This window comes from Epilithonimonas lactis (assembly GCF_900110605.1).
GTDB classification, from domain to species: Bacteria; Bacteroidota; Bacteroidia; order Flavobacteriales; family Weeksellaceae; genus Epilithonimonas; species Epilithonimonas lactis.
This window is the reverse complement of sequence record NZ_FOFI01000005.1, coordinates 111,754-129,745: the sequence shown is the minus strand read 5'-3', so window position 1 is coordinate 129,745 and position 17,992 is coordinate 111,754. Positions and strand designations below refer to the sequence as shown.

Sequence of the window (17,992 nt, the reverse complement as noted above, 5' to 3'; positions counted from 1 at the left end):
TTTAATGTCACTTTTTAATGATCCTGTAGATCCCGAATTTTGGATGGTACATATAGGTCTGTCCGCCAAATTCAATTTTGGTCGGATTGGTGGTTCCCGACTTTCCATCAAAATATTTGAATTTGATTTTTCCAATGTTGTAGTAGTAATAATAGTACGAATTTGGGAAAGCCCGATTATCATTGCGATATTCTATCAGAATGCTGTCATCGAATTCATCAAAAACCTTCTGCTGATGTAAGGCATCCACAATGATATCTGTATTTCTGAACAGGATAAGTTGGTCATTCTGAATGATGTAATCCTCATCATTTTTTTGCTTGAAGTGATATTTTCGTTCGAGGATGGATAGCTGAACTTGATTCAAAGAGTCTATGTTGGTGGAAGTTTCTTTTTGAGTTCGTGCCGCTAGACTATCTGTGATATTGATGAGCTTGAGCTTCTTTAACAGCTTGTAATCTGGTGATCCGTAAAAGTTACCATCCAGATAGAGATTCGCATCTTTATCCACAATGATAGGACTGTACTTATCAGTCTTTACTATTCTGGTTAAAAAGGGTCTGTTGTTTAGATCTTCGATCAGTACGTTGTAGACGTTAAGGTGTTTTGTGGTCTTTTTGACGCCGTCTTCATCATTGCCAGGCACTTCTTCCAGAGTCTCCTTTACAGATATATATTTACCATTGTTCAGAAAAAAAAGTTGGTGCGAATCGTGCACTGCGGGATCTCTTGTTACCACAGGTTGGAAGATGCTTTTATCTTGAATGATGTCTTCAAAAAAAGGCACCTCTGGATGTTTGTCATCCTTCGGAATGTAATCGCAGTTGGTCAACAAGAGTATCGATACTACGAAAAGAGATGAGTGGCCTCTCATAGGTCGTGGTTATAGTTTGAGATTTTTACAGCAAGAATGATGCTGATCAGCCCTTATTTGATTTTCTTGATGGTCACCAGACCGTAATGCAGCCAAACCCCGAAGATACCAGACTCGGTATAGAAGGGCTTATCGCGTTTTAGTTCTACCGATGTTTTCGCTTAGGTCTGGCAGATGAAAAAGTGGCCGCCATCAATGCAATTCATCTTTCCAGACTTGTGCAGGGCTGTCCATCCAAATTCTTTGTATTCATCATCCTCGTCATTGGATAGGAAACGTCTTATGGTGATTGCTTCTTTTTTGGAATCCCGTGTCGAGGCAACTTCCCAGCGGGCAAGGTCGGCTTCAAGTTTGGAAGGGACCTGATCGGCGGTGAGGTTTTTGACTTTTTTAATCACCAAAGTGTCAGCTGCAACCTCATCGTTTTTAGGGTAGATGGCATAACTGCCAGACCAAAGGTCGATCTCTGATTTGTTTTGCGCACTTAGGGAAGTGCAGAACAACATCAGGACAATAAAGAATATGGTTTTCATGGACTGTGCATTTTAGTTTCCCTAAAGATAGCAAATGTTTTTTTTAATTGACTTGACCACAGTTTTTGCTACTGATGGATTTACAAAATGTGAAAAGGCATTTCCGAAACCCCGGCTCCCGTCACTTCGAGTGATTCGACTTAAGTCGGATCGTATCGAGAAGTTTTTCCTACGCAACCCGGTTCTCGATACGCTTCGCTACTCGAACTGACGAAGTTTTCGTAAGAATCCCTATCTTAGAAACCACATTCACAAATGGTAAGCTTTTAGCTGTCGAAATACTATTGTTTAAAAACATAAACTATGATGTACAAATACCGGTTCTTGATCTATGGCTTTTTCATTCTGCTCTTTATGCTGATGTTTGGGCTGATGTCGATCTCGTTATTTTCAAAAGATGATCCCATCAATTACAATACAAAGACCAAGGACCTCAATGGAGTTTTCTCAGTGTATGACGGGAAGGTCTATGCGCTGGTTCCCAGCAACGGCCATTATGAGGTAAAAGGCGCTGATCCAGCAAGCTTTAAGGTGATACGTGGCAATTATGCCGACAACCAGATCGGCTACGATAACCAGCACGTCTATGCCGGGAACATCATTTTGAAAGGCCTGAGACCAGAAGGTCTGAAAGTTCTTGGAAACAACTACTACACCGATGGGACGACGACCTATTACTGTGCCCGCAATTCTGAAAATAACGAAGCGTTAAGTGGCGTAGGTTTTATCATCGGTTTGGCTGGGGAAGGTCTTGGACTGGGAGATAAACCGCAGAGCTATTGGTATCCCTTCCAAAAACTTGCGGGAGGTAAAACTTACCAGCCCAAACCAGGCTTTGCCATAGCGGTCAATGATGAGGTGGCTTTTTTCAAAGGGCAGGAAATGAAGGAGTCCAATCCCAAGACCATTCGGCCAATTAAGATCCATTATTGGGACCGCGATGTTAGGAACAGTAATGACTATTTCACAGACGGCAAAAAGGTCTATTACCAAAATGACCTGCTGCCATTAGCCTACAACGACAAAATCTGTCAGATAGGAATCGAAGGCGATATGCCTTCCAGAAGTAATTATCTCATCAATCCCCAAAATGGAATGGTCTATGTCGATGGAAAACCGTTTGATGAATCGAAAGCCCCATACCGACTCCTGGGAATGAGTCTGGAACACGCTTACCAGGCTTTGTTTGTTTCCAAAGACGCTCTGTATTTCTATAACACCGAAACTGAAGAAGTGGAGCGCGCAGGTGACAATCCTTTTCAAGACAACCAGTTTCGGGAGATTGCACCGGATGTATTTACCAGTGGCAACAAAATTTACTTTTTGAAGGCTACCGAATCATGGGCAAGAAATAGAGGCTTGCAGAGCAGAACGACACATCTGTTGGAACTCAAAGGCGTACAGGCTGCCAGTCTCAAAAAGATCAGCCATCCAGATTCCCAACAAGGAAGTGTGTGGCAGGCAGGCAACCGTTATTTTTACTTTGATGACCTCGGCAGTTCGCAGTTGATGGTTTCTTCGATTTATGAGATCAAGGATATCAATGCCCTCAAATCTTTGGCGAGTGCTGGCAGAGTAGGTCCAGATGCTATCAGGAATCTAAGCAGAACCAACAAGATCACCGAGGCAGAGAGCGAAACCATCCTGAAAGCCAAGACCGATAAGAACAATGAATGGTACAGGTCGTATTGGCTGATCTTCGGTGCAGTGGTGTTGGTGTACGTCATCTCTTTTCTGTTCCGCAATGTGAAGGTGCATCCATTCCTTCTCAAAGATGATTATCTGATCTTAAACAACCTGCTTTTCAAAAAATATAAAATAGAAGACATTGAAAAAGTGGTGTTTCGTGCGGTGAAATCCAATCCCAAAATGGGTGGTTACAGTGGCACCATGCGCATTGACCTGAAAAATGGAAAATCCAGCCGAACTACCCTTTTTACGACCCGAATGACCTTCGTTTCTGAGACCGAGACGCAAGTCATCACTTATATCCGGGAATTGCAAAAGATTTTGAAAGCGGCGGGGATTGAGAGTAAGTTTTCTTGATATTCCTCTAAATAGATGATCAGAATCCATTAAGAAATGAAAGTTTTATAAAAAAGAAAAGCACAGAATACTCTGTGCTTTTCTTTGGTTAGATACTTCCGAGGTAGAGGGAGTTTGAGGCGTTGGTCTCGTCCTGATTCTTAAAGGCCATCCAGACATGGAGTGTCTTGCCTTGCAGATGAACTGGAAGATTGACCGTGTAGCTCGCATCCATCCTGACCGCTGCATTCTCGATAAAGGTGGTGTTGATGTCATCTTCCGCCGCTATCAGGATTTGTGCCTGATCCTGCTGTCGCTCTACATTTGTTCCAGAATTGTCTTGCCAAGAGACCTCCAATGTCGTAGCGGTTGGCAGTGCTAAAGGATTGGAGACAGGAGACAAAAGACTTCCCTTTGAGAATAAAATCCCAGGATAATTGACCGTGACCGTAGATGCAACGAAATCGATGTTGAAATTGTTCATCAGATTGGTCATGGCCAGATTGTAACTGGATTTCATCCCAATGCGGTTTCCAAAATAGTTACACGCATAACCCCTGTAAGACTGCATAAATGTAGCGCAATCCTTCATCCTGTCCTGGATCAGCTTTTGTTTGATGGTGGGTGGGGAAGTTCTTTTCCTTGGCCGGATCTTAGTGAACTCGTGGCCAAAGACATTGGCTACCACTATACGACCTGTGCGTCCTGAGGTGCCTGAAAGTAGTGAATCATAAAGTTTGCCCATAATGATACTTTTTTTTTAGTGATGTAAAGTTGAAGAAAAATCTGAATGACCAGACTTATGTGACCGACTTTGCTAAACTTTGCAAAACATTTCTTTTCTCTATTCGTGATGTGCAATAAAGTGACATTAATTGCAGACCAATGCATCCATTCTTCGATGCTGGATGTCTTTTAGAAGGGTTTTTTTTGACAGTTATTTATCCTCTTGTCGTTCTTTGCAGGTAGATTGTATATGTGGTGGGTATTGACTGTTCGATGAGTGTTCGATAGGGAGAGGATGTAGGTTAGAAGTGAGAGAGAGTTGTAGATTTTAAATGGGGATTCGTATGAACCACCCCGCCCGCGAGCGGGCACCCCTCCAGAGGAGGGGAATTTTGTGTCGTGGATTGGTTTTGGATTATTCTGGAATGGGTAGTGTAAAGATTTCATCAATTTTCTTTTCCCCGACCCTAAAGGGTGGAAAATTGATTAAGGAAATGTGGTGTAGGTGATTGTTTCGTCAATTTTCTTTACCCCAACCCTAAGGGTGGAAAATTGATTAAGGAAATGCGCGTTTAGGTAATTGTTTCATTAATTTTCTTTACCCCAACCCTAAAGGGTGGAAGATTGATTTAGAGAGGTGTGGGTGTAGATGATTGGTTGGGTTAATTTGAAATTTGATGATCTTGATAAAAAAAAGCAGGCGTGGGGGCCTGCTTTGGTTTTTTTTTAATGACATCTGTTTTTAATCATTATAGATCTTGAGAATGTCCATCGTCAATATTTGTTTGATGTACATGGTCTTGCTTCCCATTTTGAAGTATTTGATCAAGCCCTTCTTTCTGTGGTTGCAAAGGGTCCTGTAAGAAATACCGAAAATCTTCTCTACCTCTTTGTCGGTCATCAAATCTCTTGTCAGATCGATATCATCTAGATTGATCCCATGGTCATAGCCTAAGCTGGAAATTGCTATTTTCTTAGCCTCTTCCGATTGTAATCTTTTTTTCATCTTATTTGTATTTTGTTGAAATAAAATTAATAAAAATTTTTACATAGCAAATATTTTGGACGTATTTTTTTATTTTTTTAAGGTTAAAGTTTTTAAAATCTTTTTTGGTAGGGGGATTTGTGGTATTTGTGGATTTTATTTTAATTAAAATTGTGGTTGTATTTCTTTAATTATTTTACTGAACGGATATCAATTGATTATTTTTTTTATTTTTAGAGAATAAACATCAACTATTATGAAATTCAATTTTGCACCTAAAGGTCAATTTTTAGAAAGCTTGGTTCAGCTTTAGCCTCCTTATAAGTTTTTTAAAAACAAATGATTACAACCGTTTTGGTCTTTCAATAAACCTTTGATTTTTTTTGTCATCCAATTTAACAATCAACACTTATGATACATCAACACAATGGTATTGCCATTCATCTTTATGATCTGAAAGGCATCAGGATGGAGCCGCAAGAAGATGGCGGTCACCTGATATTCGAATTCAATAACGCCATCATTCTCATGGAGGAGCTCGAAAGTGGCCGATGGGTAGAGCGGTCCTATCGGAATGAACCTGTCTTGCAATACTATGAAGATATGGTGGATTTGGATGCGAACTTTAAGACCTGGGTAGAGGTCTGGAATGACTTTGTAGTCAACTAGTAGCTTCCTATTATTTTAATTTATTTCTAAACTTTTAAAAACCTGATATTATGGTCTATGAACATGGTGGTCTGGCACTCAATCTTTTTAAACTTAAAGCCATCAAAATGGAAAAGGATGACCGTGGTGGTAACCTGATCTTTGAATTTCATAATCTTTTCCGTGAAGTGCAGGTCGATAAAGATCAAGACCTTTGGGAGACCCGCTCTTATGAGGATTCGCCTGTGAGTCAATATTTTGATGACCATGCAGATCTTGTGCTGCACTATGAAGAATGGACTAATCTTTGGTACCAGTGGACGGGTTACGTCAAACGAGGTGACGAAGCCTTGTGGCGTCAACAAAATGGATTTGTGGATGCTTTTTGGGATGCTGCGCAGGAGGAGAAAAAGAGTGAAAAAGAAGAGTGAAAGAATCAAATACTTTTTGATTTAAAATGTTATTTCGGCTCCGCTCAGTCATCTGGAATGCGGTATAGTGATTTATGATTACGGTGCTACTCAACTAAAGGTGCAATGTTTGCCTTACATAGTGATTTGTTTATTGGTACATTATTACACACCTTTCTATTATTTAAATTTAAGTTTTTTTCTTGGAATAAGGAAAACCGTACGGTGATCTTTTTGTTTTTTGTTTATATTTGAAAAAAACTAAAAAAAACTTTGACCCAACCTAATCAAAACCCAGAGCAAAAAGCCCGCGACCAGATTGATGCAATGCTGCAACAGGCTGGCTGGCACGTACAATCAAAGAATAATATTGATTTCAGTGTTGGAGTGGGTGTGGCTATTCGTGAATACCAAACCAGTGTCGGTCCTGCAGATTATGTGCTGTTTGTCAATCAAAAACCTTTGGGATTGATAGAAGCCAAAAAGGAAGATGAAGGACATCGGCTTACCGTTGTTGAAGAGCAGTCAAAAGAATATGCAACGGCTGACCTGAAGTTTTTCAAGAATACAGAAGGATTAAAATACATTTACGAAAGCACGGGTGTTGTTACCCGTTTTACCGATTATACCGACCCAAAGCCTCGGGGCAGAAATGTTTTCAGTTTTCATAAGCCGGAGACTTTATTGGAATGGTCGAAGAGAGAAAAAAGTTTGAGAGGAAGATTTGCTGATTATCCCGTATTGGATGAAACAAATTTGCGTCCGGCGCAGATTATTGCCATTAATAATTTGGAGAAATCGTTTAAAGGCAACCGACCAAAAGCATTAATTCAAATGGCGACGGGTGCCGGAAAAACCTTTACTGCCGCCACTTTTATTTACCGCTTACTGAAATTTGCAAAGGCTAAACGCATTCTGTTTTTAGTCGATACCAAAAACTTAGGAGAGCAAGCCGAGCAGGAGTTCAGAGCTTTTCAGCCACAGGATGATAACCGCAAGTTTACAGAGTTGTATAACGTACAAAGATTGACGTCGAGCTATATCGCCGATGAAAGTCAGGTTTGTATTTCTACTATACAGCGGATGTATTCTATTTTGCAGGGTGAAGAAATGGAGGAGGATGAAGATGTAATCAATCCCAATGAAAATTCATCGTGGATAGAAAAACAGTTGGCAAAAAAAGATGCCATTCCGGTTGCCTACAATCCAAAAGTTCCCATTGAGCAGTTTGATTTTATTATTATTGATGAATGTCACCGTTCTATCTACAATCTTTGGAAACAGGTATTAGATTATTACGATGCTTTTTTGGTGGGCTTAACTGCAACGCCCGATAAAAGAACCTTTGGTTTCTTTAATGAAAATGTTGTCAGCCAATATACATACGAAGAATCGGTGATTGACGGAGTGAACGTTCCTTACGATGTTTATTTAATAGAAACCGATATTTCCAATAAAGGAGCTTTGATAGAGAAAGGTTGGTTTGTGGACAGAAGAGATAAATTATCAAGAGCCAAACGTTGGCAACAGGAAGATGAAGACACCGCTTATCTGCGAAATGATTTAGATAAAAAGGTAGTCAACATCAGCCAAATCAGAACGATTATTACGGCTTATAGAGATGCGTTGAGAAAGGATATTTTCCCGAATCGTTTTGATGAAAATGGTGAATATGAAGTGCCGAAAACTTTGGTCTTTGCCAAAACCGACAGCCACGCTGATGACATCATCAACATCATCAGAGAAGTATTTGAAGAAGGCAATGATTTCTGTAAAAAGGTAACCTATAAAATAGAAGAAGACCCGAAATCGGTGCTTAACCGTTTTAGGAACGACTATTATCCGCGTATTGCTGTAACGGTTGATATGATTGCAACCGGAACCGATGTGAAACCTCTGGAAGTTTTGCTGTTTATGCGGGATGTAAGAAGTATCAATTATTTTGAACAGATGAAAGGACGAGGTACCCGTACCATTTCTGCCGATAAATTAAAACTGGTCACCAAAACTGCCGATGCAAAAACACACTTCGTGATTGTAGATGCAGTGGGTGCCACAAAATCTAAAAAGACCGACAGCCGTCCGCTGGAGCGACAGCCAACTATTCCCTTGAAAGATTTGTTGCAGGCCGTGACAATGGGTGTGCAGGAAGAAGATGTGTATCTTTCATTGGCAAACCGTCTTATCCGTCTGGAAAAACAATTGACCGATGCCGAAAAAGAGAGGATACAGGAACTGGCAAAAGGGAAAAGTCTAAAGCAGATGACCCGTGAATTAATTGAGGCTTTTGATGCCGATGTCATTGCCGATAAAGCGAATGCCATTATTGCACAAATCCCGGTTGATGAACGTACGCCTGCCAAAGAAGCAGAAGCCAGAGCAGAAGCGCAGGAAGCTTTGCTGAAAACGGCATCACTCACCTTTAACGGTAAACTGAACGACCATATTGATAATGTGCGCAAACAGCACGACCAGATTATTGACCACATCAATTTGGATGAGGTGACTAAAGCAGAATGGGATACCGAATCTGTGGACAAAGCCAAAGCCTTGATTAACGATTTCAGCGAATACCTGAAAGCCAATAAAGACGAGATACAGGCGCTGAGTATTTTCTACGACCAGCCTTACAACCGCCGCAACATTACTTTTAAAATGATAAAAGAAGTAATGGATAAACTGAAACTGGAAAAACCGCTGTTGGCTCCTGCTCACGTTTGGAGTGCTTATGCGGGTATAGAAGAAGTGAAAAGCGATTGCCCGAAAGATGAACTGACGGCATTAGTATCTTTGATTAGAAAAGTGTGTGGCATAGATGAAGAACTGAAACCTTTTGATAAGACCATTGACGAGAATTTTAAGCGTTGGATTTTTGCACAAAATGCCGGACAGCACAACCGCTTTAGCACCGAACAAATGGAATGGCTGCGAATGATAAAAGACCACATTGTAAGTTCGTACCATATTGAGCTGGACGATTTAGATTACAACCCGTTTGACAGCAAAGGCGGAAGAGGAAAGATGTACCAATTGTTTGGTAACGAAATGGATAGTATTATTAATGAATTAAATGAAGCGTTAGCTGCATAATGAGAGAAGATTGGATAGGATGTACTTTTAATGAAATTACAGATATAATAGGAGACGGATTACACGGAACACCGATTTATAACGAAGATGGTGATTACTATTTTATAAACGGTAACAATCTTAATGATGGTAGAATAAATATTAAGCCAGAAACTAAACGTGTTGATGTTAGTGAATTTTTGAAATATCAAAAAAAGCTAAACGAACAAACAATATTATTATCAATTAATGGAACAATTGGTAATACAGCTTTTTATGATAACGAGAATGTTGTTTTAGGAAAAAGTGCCTGCTACATAAACTTAAGTTCACAAATTGATAAAAAATTTATCAGATTAAATTTAACAACAAATGGTTTTGTTCAATATGCTTTAAAGAATGCAACTGGAAGTACTATAAAAAATGTTGGATTAGCTACAGTACGGGCATATAAGATTTTATTACCACCTCTTCCCGAACAACGAGCCATTGTTAAAAAATTAGAAACTTTATTTAGCAGTTTAGATGCCGGTGTTGCCGATTTAAAAAAAGCACAACAGCAATTAAAAATTTACAGGCAAGCGGTTTTGAAAAAGGCTTTTGAGGGGGAGTTGACGAAAACAAATAGTGATTGGATAACTAAAAGATTTGAAGAATGTACTGTAAGTTTTAATGGGAAAAGAGTTCCATTAAATAGGGCGACAAGAGAGAAAAGACAAGGAGAATTTCGTTATTATGGAGCAACTGAAATTGTAGATTATATTGATGATTACATTTTCGATGGAGAATTTTTGCTAATTGGTGAAGATGGTGCAAATCTATTATCAAAGTCAAAACCGCTTTCATTTATTGTTGATGGGAAATTTTGGGTTAATAACCACGCTCATATTTTTAAACCAAATGATAATATTTCAATTAGATATTTAAATGCATATTTTAATTCACTAAGTTTAAATGAATATGTCACAGGGACTGCTCAGCCAAAATTGACAAAATTTAATCTTTGTAAGATACCAGTAAAATTACCTTTAGAAATTTCTGACCAACTGCTCATCGTAAAAGAAATCGAATCCCGTTTATCCGTTTGTGATTCCATAGAACAAAACATTAAAGAAAGTTTAGTAAAAGCGGAAGGCTTGCGCCAAAGCATTCTTAAAAAAGCATTTGAAGGTAATTTGTTAACCGCAAAGGAATTGGCAGAATGTAAACAAGCTGCAGATTATGAACCTGCAAGTGTATTGCTGGAGCGGATAAAAGCAGAGCAGAACAAAGCAACGGCTAAACAAAGCAAAAAGAAAGTGGCTCAACCTTTAGTTGTGGCTAAAACAGAAACTTCGGTTGCAAAAATATCAGCAGACATTCACGCAGGTTTAATAGCCAAAGTGATTAAAATTCACGAAGAAAATGCCGCATCAATAGATAAATTAAGTCACATTAAATGTGAAAAGATTGCCCATTTGGTTGAGTACCATTTGCAGATTCCATTAGGCAGACAGCCTGTAAAAGACGCTGCAGGTCCGGATGATTATCCACATTTAAAGAAAATAGAACACCGTGCAAAAATGGCTAACTATTTTGCCATACAAAAGAAGGAGATTGGCTATTCCTATTCTTCGGCAAAAAATTCAGATAAGGCAATCGAGAAATTTCAGTCTGCACTTTCAGATGAAAAGAACAGGCAGTTGAATAATTTAATTGCTTTGTTTATAAAGTTTGATTTAGAGGTTTCAGAAATTATCGCCACCACTTACGCAGGATGGAACAATTTAATTCTTAATGGAAATGCAAATCCATCAGATGAAGAAATCGTTTATGAATCAAGAGAAAACTGGTCTGAGCGAAAGTTAAAGATTGAAAGAGAACGTTTTTTCAAAGCGATTGAATGGATGCATAAAAATGAAATAGTACCAACAGGTTATGGAACGGTAGTTCCTTTCCCGAAAAAGCAGAAGTAAGAAAAACTAAAAAAACAAATAGCAATGGAGTTAAAACCAATTAGTCATTTTTATAACAAGAGAATTTACATTGTTCCACCGTATCAAAGAGGATACAGTTGGGAACAAAAGCATATTTACGATTTATTAAATGATTTAAAACACGCAATCAAATTAGATGCAAATCATTATACTGGTACTATTACAATACATAAACAAGAGGAAACAGAGCGCATCGGTTTGTCGCAATATGAATTGTTTCATATCGTAGATGGTCAACAGCGTTTTACGACAATTACTCTAATTCTCTCATATTTGATTAAAAAATTAAAAGATGTTAAAGAATTAGAGGAAGATGCTACGGAAAAGGAAGCAAACTACATCATCAATAAAGGTAGTTATTTATTTAGGTATCAAATTGACAAAGTCAGCGAAATGTTCTTTAGGTCAATTATTCTCGAAAAAGAAGATTTATCCACTTTAGATGAAAATTTATATACAAGAAACTTAAAGAATGGAAAAAAGGCAATCAAAGATTATTTTAAAGAGCCACAAAACGAAGGCAAAGAATTAGAATATTTAGTTGCAATTGAAGACAAACTTAAGTTCAATGAGTACATTGTAGAATCGACTTCGGATATTGGAGTTGTTTTTGAAACCATGAATAATCGGGGTGTTGGTCTTTCTGATTTGGAAATTGTAAAAAATCGATTGCTTTACCTTACATCAAAAATTAACATAAAGGATGAGGAGCATATTTCCTTACAAACAATCGATAATATTAATACTAAGTGGGCTCAAATATTACGTAATCTCACATTACCAAATAGAGTTTTAAATGAAAATACTTTTTTAAGTAATCATTGGACTATATATAATGGTTGGTCAAAAGACAACCAAACTAAAACAGAAATTCTTGATAAGGAATTTACCATTGAAAAGATGGTTGATAACCCATCTGAAATGATTTCTAACATTAATAATTATGTAAATTCTTTAGCTGTTACATCCTTACACTGGCGATTTATCAATTTTCCAAGAGAGCAAAACGCATTTGTAGAAGTAGAAGATATAAATACTAGAAAAAAAATCCAACGTGTTTTTGATAAATTAAATAGGTTAAGCAATAGTACTGTAAGACCCGTATTATTAAGTTTTTTTGGCTTAATGAAAACAAAGCCTACCGACTTATTGGAATTAGCTCAACTAGCTGAGATATTTTCATTTAGATTATTTTCAATGAATAAAAAACGTTCTGATACAGGGAAGAATGATTTATTTAGGAAATGTAACTTCTTCTACACTACATACGATTCCGAAAATACAATTAAATTGGCAAAGTGGTATTTAGCATGGTACATTGATAACCATGGAGACACTGACCGATTTGAGTTAGAAATTGAAGAATTATTTACATCATCTAAAAAAGAAGGCTATTATACATGGTCTGGATTAGTATATTTTCTTTATGAATACGAGGAAAGTTTAAGAAATAATGAAGACGTAAAGGTTGATTATGAATTTGCAAGCAAAAAAAATAAAAGCATCGAACATATTCTTCCTCAAAATTATAAAGCACATTGGAAAGAAGAAGTTAAAGGTTTAAAAAAAGATGAGCTAAAAAAACATTTACACTCACTTGGTAATTTGGTCTTGATTTCAGCAGATAAAAATTCAAGTTTAAGAGATTCTGCATATAATATTAAAAGTTCTAAATACGCAAACGGAACCTACTCAGAAATAGATATCACTGCTAATAATAAAACTTGGACTTGTGAAAAAATTAAAACAAGAGAAAAAGAATTATTAAAATTTCTAGATAAACGATGGCAATTAGATAAAGATTTTTGTAGTACTTATCCACATCCAGACGCTGTGGAAGGAGAGATAACAGATGAACTATCAGAAGACTTTACAGAAGACTTTACAGAAGAAATAATTGAATTATAAATGACAGAAGCAACAATCGTATCAAAAATATGGAATCTGGCAAATGTAATGCGCCACGATGGAGTTGGTTATGGAGATTATCTTGAACAAATCACCTATCTGCTATTTCTTAAAATGGTGGATGAATTAAATAAGCCACCTTACAACAGAAACCTGAAACTACCAAGACTTAAAGATGTAGAAGGAAAAGAAGTGGAAGGTGCAGAAGTTTGTTCGTGGGAGAATTTGACTTCAAAAAACGGTGCAGAACTTGAATCTTTTTACATTCAGGCACTGCGTTCGTTAGGGACAGAAAAAGGGATGTTGGGGCAAATCTATGTGAAGAGCCAAAACAAAATACAGGACCCGTCTAATCTGCAGCGCATCATCACGATGATAGGCAAAGAAGACTGGAGCTTAATGGGTGCTGATGTGAAAGGAACCATCTACGAAGGTTTACTGGAAAAGAATGCCGAAGATACCAAATCAGGTGCAGGGCAATACTTTACACCAAGAGCATTAATCAGAACAATGGTAGCCTGTGTACAGCCAAAACCTATGAAAACGGTAATAGATCCGGCGTGCGGTTCTGGCGGTTTCTTTTTGGCAGCTTACGACTGGCTTACCGAAAACAATAAACTGGATAAAGACGAAAAGATGTTCTTAAAGAACAGTACTTTTCACGGCAATGAAATTGTAGCCAGCACTCGTAGAATGTGTCTGATGAATTTGTATCTTCACGGTATCGGAGAAATAGATGCAGAGCCTTTGGTAAAATCAAACGATGCACTGATTGCAGCAGAAAGTCAAACTTACGATTATATTTTAGCCAATCCACCATTCGGTAAAAAAAGCGGAATGACGGTTACCAATGAAGATGGAGATATTGAGAAAGAAGATATCAGCTACAACCGTCAGGATTTCTGGGAAACAACGAGCAATAAACAGCTGAACTTTTTACAGCACATTAAATCCTTAATGAAGATTGATGGACAAGCGGCAGTGGTGTTACCTGACAATGTTTTGTTTGAAGGCGGAGCCGGAGAGGAAATCAGAAAGCAACTTTTAAAAACAACAGAACTGCATACGATTCTACGCTTGCCTACAGGTATTTTCTATGCCAATGGTGTAAAGGCAAATGTTTTATTCTTTAATAATAAACCTGCCAATAAAGAGGCGTGGACCAAAGAAGTTTGGTTTTATGATTACAGAACCAACATTCATCACACCCTAAAGAAAAAGCCGTTGGCAGAATCTGACTTATCAGATTTTGTAGCATGCTACAATTCTTCCAACATTAACAAAAGAAAAGAAACCTGGAGCGAAGAAAACCCAGACGGTCGCTGGAGAAAATATAGTTATGACGAAATTATTGCAAGAGATAAAACCAGTCTGGATATCTTTTGGGTAAAAGACCAAAGCTTGACTGATTTGGATAACCTGCCGGATCCTGATGTTTTGGCATTGGAGATTATTGATAATATCGAAGCAGGATTGGCAAGTTTCAGAGAGATTGTGAGTGAGCTGGAGAAGAGTGAAGAGATAAATTAAAATAAACAAATATGAAAGCATTTATATCTTACAGTCATAAAGACTCAAATTATTTAGAGCGATTAAAAGTCCATTTAGCTCAGATGAAGCGAGATGAGGTGATCACTGAGTGGACAGATGAAGAAATACATGCAGGAGGAAGTCTTAGTAATATAATAAGTGATGCGCTAAATTCTTCAGAACTATTTTTGGCATTATTGAGTCCAGACTATATAGCTTCAAACTACTGTTATAACAAAGAGTTTGAAACGGCTCAGAGAATGCAGGAAGACGGCAAGATTATTATAGTTCCTATAATTGTCGAACCATGTGATTGGCAACGAACGCCATTTGGTAATTTAAAAGCTATTCCTAAAGATGGAAAGCCAATTAGTGAATATACTAATCAGAACGTTGCATTTTTAAATGTTGTTGATGAACTTAGACGTTTAACTCAGAAAATCTCTCCGCCATCTTCTGTAATAGCAGAACAGCCTCAGACAAAGGAGAACTTAAGAAGAAACTATAAAGTGAAAAGATACTTTAGTGAGGTAGATAGTTTTAATTTTAAGGAAGAAAGTTATGAAGCAATTAAAACATATTTTCATTCTTCCATTTCAGAATTAAATTCTGTGGAAAATCTACAATCTCGTTTTACCAATGAAGGCAAAGGATTTTTCACTTGTTTAATTTCAAATAGGGCCAACAATCAAAGTAGCTTTTTGACAGTACAAGTTGGAGGTGATGGACAAAGGCATTTTGGTGATTTAAGCTATTCGTTTTCTGATCAGGTTACTACAAACTCTATTCAAATGGGTAAAGTTTTTCGAATTGATAATGATGATTATGATCAATTCTGGAGTAAGAATTCACAAGGTTTTAATTTTTCAAGTCAATCCAATATTCGATTAACAGCTCATCAAGTTGCAGAAGAAATTTGGAATGAGTTTATATCTGAAGTGGGAGTTTCTGTCGATTGATTTTAAAATTTTTTACTCTCTTATGAAGATTTTGATATTTGACGTATAACAAAAATTGGATTTTGCAATCGGTAATCAAATTTTAAAATTACTTGAAGTTAGTGAAATCAATTAAGATGTCTACTAAGCCACTGAAATATCTGCATTGCAGCCATCCTCCATGGTTAAAATCCTCTACGTTGAGCCCACAGAGGAATCTTGGGAATTAGCACAACTTGGGAAATTGGTTTTGGAAGGGTTTATTCTAAATGAAATCTGTCCATAATTTGAATGTAAAAATTATGGAAATCAATATGTTAAACTAAAATAACGAATCTAATTTAGAGATTCATCAATTCAACATCCCACCAGCAGCAATCCGCACACAAGACTCACTCCCCAAATAAAGCGGATTCCCATGTTTCTCGGACCAGAAGCCATCCAAAGTATCGCTGTTGATACAACGGTAGACCGCCACACCTTTGTAGGTTTGCATATCATCGCCATCATAACTGAAATTGATGACCAGAATATCATCTTTGAAAAATCCGGTTCCATTCTGGATATGGTCGCCAATGGTCCAATGGGCGATGATACGCAGGTTCTCGTCAAGATTCAATTGCAATATCCCGTGATAAGAATGTCCACGTTCCTCCTGATTACTGCCTTCAACTGCATAGCTACCCACCAGCTCCTGTACTGTCATTGTCTTCTTTCATTTCAGCAAAATTAAACAATCTCATTTTAATTTTAAAAGATCTCTTCAAGCAGAAATTTTCCTCCCTTTAGGGTTGGGGCAAGAAAATTTTGCCACATACACTTTTAATTTTCTTCCCTTTAAGAATGTGCAGACAAGAAAATTTCGCAACTTAGCAATCATAATTTCCTCCCTTTAGGGTCGGTGCAAGAAAATTTCACCTATTGTCATACAAACTTGCAACCCACAACCCATGAACTCTAAACTTCCGCCTTTAACAAACTTTTATAATTTCCCAAACCCTACTCGGCATCATATTTTCTTGGTTGATGACATACAACCAAAAAATATTATATTATGTCAAAGAAAATTGCAATACTTGCAACCCACGGATTCGAAGAAAGTGAATTGAGCTCTCCAAAAGAATATTTGGAACAACAAGGCTGGACCGCCCACATCGTAAGTCCACAAGATGGCAGCATCAAAGCCTGGGCTGAAAAAAATTGGGGAAAGGAATATAAGGTGGATGTGACGCTGGATGAAGCTTCGGCTTCCGACTATGATGCGCTGGTGCTTCCCGGTGGTGTGATCAATCCAGATAAACTGAGAACCAATCAAGCCGCTATCTCTTTCGTACAGGAGTTCTTCAAACAACATAAACCTGTCGCCGCCATTTGTCACGGTCCTCAGATCCTCATCAGTGCAGGCGCTACAGAAGGCCGAAAAATGACCTCGGTAGAATCGATCAGTATTGACCTTAAAAACGCTGGCGCAATCTGGGAAGACAGTGAGGTGGTGGTAGATAATGGTTTGGTGACAAGCCGTACGCCGGAAGATTTACCCGCCTTCAACGCCAAAATGGTAGAGGAGATCAATGAGGGAAAACACGAAGATCAGAATCTTTAAGCGTTTTTCTATTACATCATATTAAGACCTGGGTTTGCCTGGGTCTTTTTTTTGTTGGAGGGTTTGGGAGTGGGAGAGTTGGAGAGTTAGAGAGTTAGAGAGTTGGAGTGAGAGAGTGTGAAAGTATTTATGAGTTGCATAAATAGGGTGTTTTGTTTTTAGATTATTTTTATGGTTGTCCGTCACTTCGAGTGATTCGACGTCAGTCGGATCGTATCGAGAAGTTTTACCTACATAACCCGGTTCTCGATACGCTTCGCTACTCGAACTGACGAGTAATAATGGTTGGTGTCTGAGCGTAGCCGAAGCCAACACCGTCACTTCGAGTGATTCGACTTCAGTCGAATCGTATCGAGAAGTTTTTCCTACGCAACCACGGTTCTCGATACGCTATCGCTACTCGAACTGACGGTGCAATTTTATATAAATTTAGAACACGAAAACTAGGAGCGTCGACTCCCGTCACATCGAGTGATTCATCTTCAGTCGGATCGTATCGAGAAGTTTTTCCTACGTAACCCAGTTCTCGATACGCTTTGCTACTCGAACTGACGGTGCAATGTTATTTAAATTTAGAACACGAAAACTAGGAGCGTCGACTCCCGTCACTTCGAGTGATTCGACGTCAGTTGGATCGTATCGAGAAGTTTTTCCTACGTAACCCAGTTCTCGATACGCTTCGCTACTCGAACTGACGGTGCAATTTTATTTAAATTTAGAATACGAAAACTAGGAGCGTCGACTCCCGTCACTTCGAGTGATTCGAC

14 protein-coding genes are annotated in these 17,992 nt (G+C 38.2%); 9 read left to right on the top strand and 5 right to left on the bottom strand.

Annotated features, from left to right (window positions below):
* Window positions 1–7 precede the first annotated feature (7 nt).
* Together BMW39_RS16425 and BMW39_RS16420 are read right to left on the bottom strand one after the other, a co-directional pair.
* Entirely contained in the window at window positions 8–874 is an 867-nt protein-coding gene (locus tag BMW39_RS16425) for a hypothetical protein (protein WP_131474358.1), read from the bottom strand.
* A 161-nt stretch (window positions 875–1,035) separates the two neighbouring features.
* Window positions 1,036–1,407, bottom strand: a complete 372-nt coding sequence (locus BMW39_RS16420) for a phosphate ABC transporter permease (RefSeq protein WP_245750497.1) — start codon at window positions 1,405–1,407, stop codon at window positions 1,036–1,038.
* Window positions 1,408–1,710: 303 nt separating this feature from the next.
* Here BMW39_RS16420 and BMW39_RS16415 point away from each other — a divergent pair, with 303 nt between their 5' ends.
* The gene (locus BMW39_RS16415) at window positions 1,711–3,453 is read left to right on the top strand and encodes a DKNYY domain-containing protein (protein WP_083391949.1); all 1,743 of its coding nucleotides are present in this window, start codon (window positions 1,711–1,713) and stop codon (window positions 3,451–3,453) included.
* 88 nt (window positions 3,454–3,541) lie between these two features.
* Here the strand turns inward: BMW39_RS16415 and BMW39_RS16410 are convergent, their stop codons facing one another.
* Window positions 3,542–4,177 (bottom strand): DUF6266 family protein, encoded by a 636-nt coding sequence (locus BMW39_RS16410; protein WP_034978429.1) that lies wholly within the window; start codon window positions 4,175–4,177, stop codon window positions 3,542–3,544.
* Between the two features lie 723 nt (window positions 4,178–4,900).
* Window positions 4,901–5,164 (bottom strand): MerR family transcriptional regulator, encoded by a 264-nt coding sequence (locus BMW39_RS16405; RefSeq protein ID WP_034978434.1) that lies wholly within the window; start codon window positions 5,162–5,164, stop codon window positions 4,901–4,903.
* Window positions 5,165–5,554: 390 nt separating this feature from the next.
* Between BMW39_RS16405 and BMW39_RS16400 the strand changes: the two genes are divergently transcribed.
* The 7 genes from BMW39_RS16400 (at window position 5,555) to BMW39_RS16370 (ending at window position 15,643) form a co-directional block, all read left to right on the top strand.
* On the top strand, window positions 5,555–5,812 hold the full coding sequence (locus BMW39_RS16400) for a hypothetical protein (protein ID WP_034978437.1): 258 nt from the start codon (window positions 5,555–5,557) through the stop codon (window positions 5,810–5,812).
* A 50-nt stretch (window positions 5,813–5,862) separates the two neighbouring features.
* Complete coding sequence (locus tag BMW39_RS16395) at window positions 5,863–6,222, top strand: hypothetical protein (RefSeq protein WP_034978440.1); 360 nt, start codon at window positions 5,863–5,865, stop codon at window positions 6,220–6,222.
* Between the two features lie 252 nt (window positions 6,223–6,474).
* A complete protein-coding gene (locus BMW39_RS16390; protein WP_034978443.1) occupies window positions 6,475–9,291 on the top strand; it encodes a type I restriction endonuclease subunit R in 2,817 nt (938 codons plus the stop codon).
* Entirely contained in the window at window positions 9,291–11,225 is a 1,935-nt protein-coding gene (locus tag BMW39_RS16385) for a restriction endonuclease subunit S (RefSeq protein ID WP_074719366.1), read from the top strand. The genes BMW39_RS16390 and BMW39_RS16385 overlap by 1 nt, the downstream gene beginning before the upstream one ends.
* Before the next feature lie 24 nt (window positions 11,226–11,249).
* Window positions 11,250–13,154, top strand: coding sequence for a DUF262 domain-containing protein (locus tag BMW39_RS16380; protein ID WP_034978446.1), 1,905 nt, complete (start codon window positions 11,250–11,252; stop codon window positions 13,152–13,154).
* Complete coding sequence (locus tag BMW39_RS16375) at window positions 13,155–14,684, top strand: class I SAM-dependent DNA methyltransferase (RefSeq protein ID WP_034978449.1); 1,530 nt, start codon at window positions 13,155–13,157, stop codon at window positions 14,682–14,684.
* An 11-nt stretch (window positions 14,685–14,695) separates the two neighbouring features.
* The gene (locus tag BMW39_RS16370) at window positions 14,696–15,643 is read left to right on the top strand and encodes a toll/interleukin-1 receptor domain-containing protein (protein WP_034978451.1); all 948 of its coding nucleotides are present in this window, start codon (window positions 14,696–14,698) and stop codon (window positions 15,641–15,643) included.
* Window positions 15,644–15,974: 331 nt separating this feature from the next.
* Here BMW39_RS16370 and BMW39_RS16365 read toward each other — a convergent pair whose 3' ends face one another.
* Complete coding sequence (locus BMW39_RS16365; protein ID WP_034978455.1) at window positions 15,975–16,328, bottom strand: hypothetical protein; 354 nt, start codon at window positions 16,326–16,328, stop codon at window positions 15,975–15,977.
* A 348-nt stretch (window positions 16,329–16,676) separates the two neighbouring features.
* Here BMW39_RS16365 and BMW39_RS16360 point away from each other — a divergent pair, with 348 nt between their 5' ends.
* Window positions 16,677–17,225: a type 1 glutamine amidotransferase domain-containing protein gene (locus BMW39_RS16360; RefSeq protein WP_034978459.1), complete on the top strand. Its 549-nt coding sequence runs from the start codon at window positions 16,677–16,679 to the stop codon at window positions 17,223–17,225.
* Window positions 17,226–17,992: the final 767 nt, after the last annotated feature.

Bases quoted from the DNA above. Each gene is read 5' to 3' on its own strand.
- BMW39_RS16425 (WP_131474358.1), bottom strand. From the start codon at position 874: ATGAGAGGCCACTCATCTCTTTTCGTAGTATCGATACTCTTGTTGACC.
- BMW39_RS16420 (WP_245750497.1), bottom strand. From the start codon at position 1,407: ATGAAAACCATATTCTTTATTGTCCTGATGTTGTTCTGCACTTCCCTA.
- BMW39_RS16415 (WP_083391949.1), top strand. From the start codon at position 1,711: ATGATGTACAAATACCGGTTCTTGATCTATGGCTTTTTCATTCTGCTC.
- BMW39_RS16410 (WP_034978429.1), bottom strand. From the start codon at position 4,177: ATGGGCAAACTTTATGATTCACTACTTTCAGGCACCTCAGGACGCACA.
- BMW39_RS16405 (WP_034978434.1), bottom strand. From the start codon at position 5,164: ATGAAAAAAAGATTACAATCGGAAGAGGCTAAGAAAATAGCAATTTCC.
- BMW39_RS16400 (WP_034978437.1), top strand. From the start codon at position 5,555: ATGATACATCAACACAATGGTATTGCCATTCATCTTTATGATCTGAAA.
- BMW39_RS16395 (WP_034978440.1), top strand. From the start codon at position 5,863: ATGGTCTATGAACATGGTGGTCTGGCACTCAATCTTTTTAAACTTAAA.
- BMW39_RS16385 (WP_074719366.1), top strand. From the start codon at position 9,291: ATGAGAGAAGATTGGATAGGATGTACTTTTAATGAAATTACAGATATA.
- BMW39_RS16380 (WP_034978446.1), top strand. From the start codon at position 11,250: ATGGAGTTAAAACCAATTAGTCATTTTTATAACAAGAGAATTTACATT.
- BMW39_RS16375 (WP_034978449.1), top strand. From the start codon at position 13,155: ATGACAGAAGCAACAATCGTATCAAAAATATGGAATCTGGCAAATGTA.
- BMW39_RS16370 (WP_034978451.1), top strand. From the start codon at position 14,696: ATGAAAGCATTTATATCTTACAGTCATAAAGACTCAAATTATTTAGAG.
- BMW39_RS16365 (WP_034978455.1), bottom strand. From the start codon at position 16,328: ATGACAGTACAGGAGCTGGTGGGTAGCTATGCAGTTGAAGGCAGTAAT.
- BMW39_RS16360 (WP_034978459.1), top strand. From the start codon at position 16,677: ATGTCAAAGAAAATTGCAATACTTGCAACCCACGGATTCGAAGAAAGT.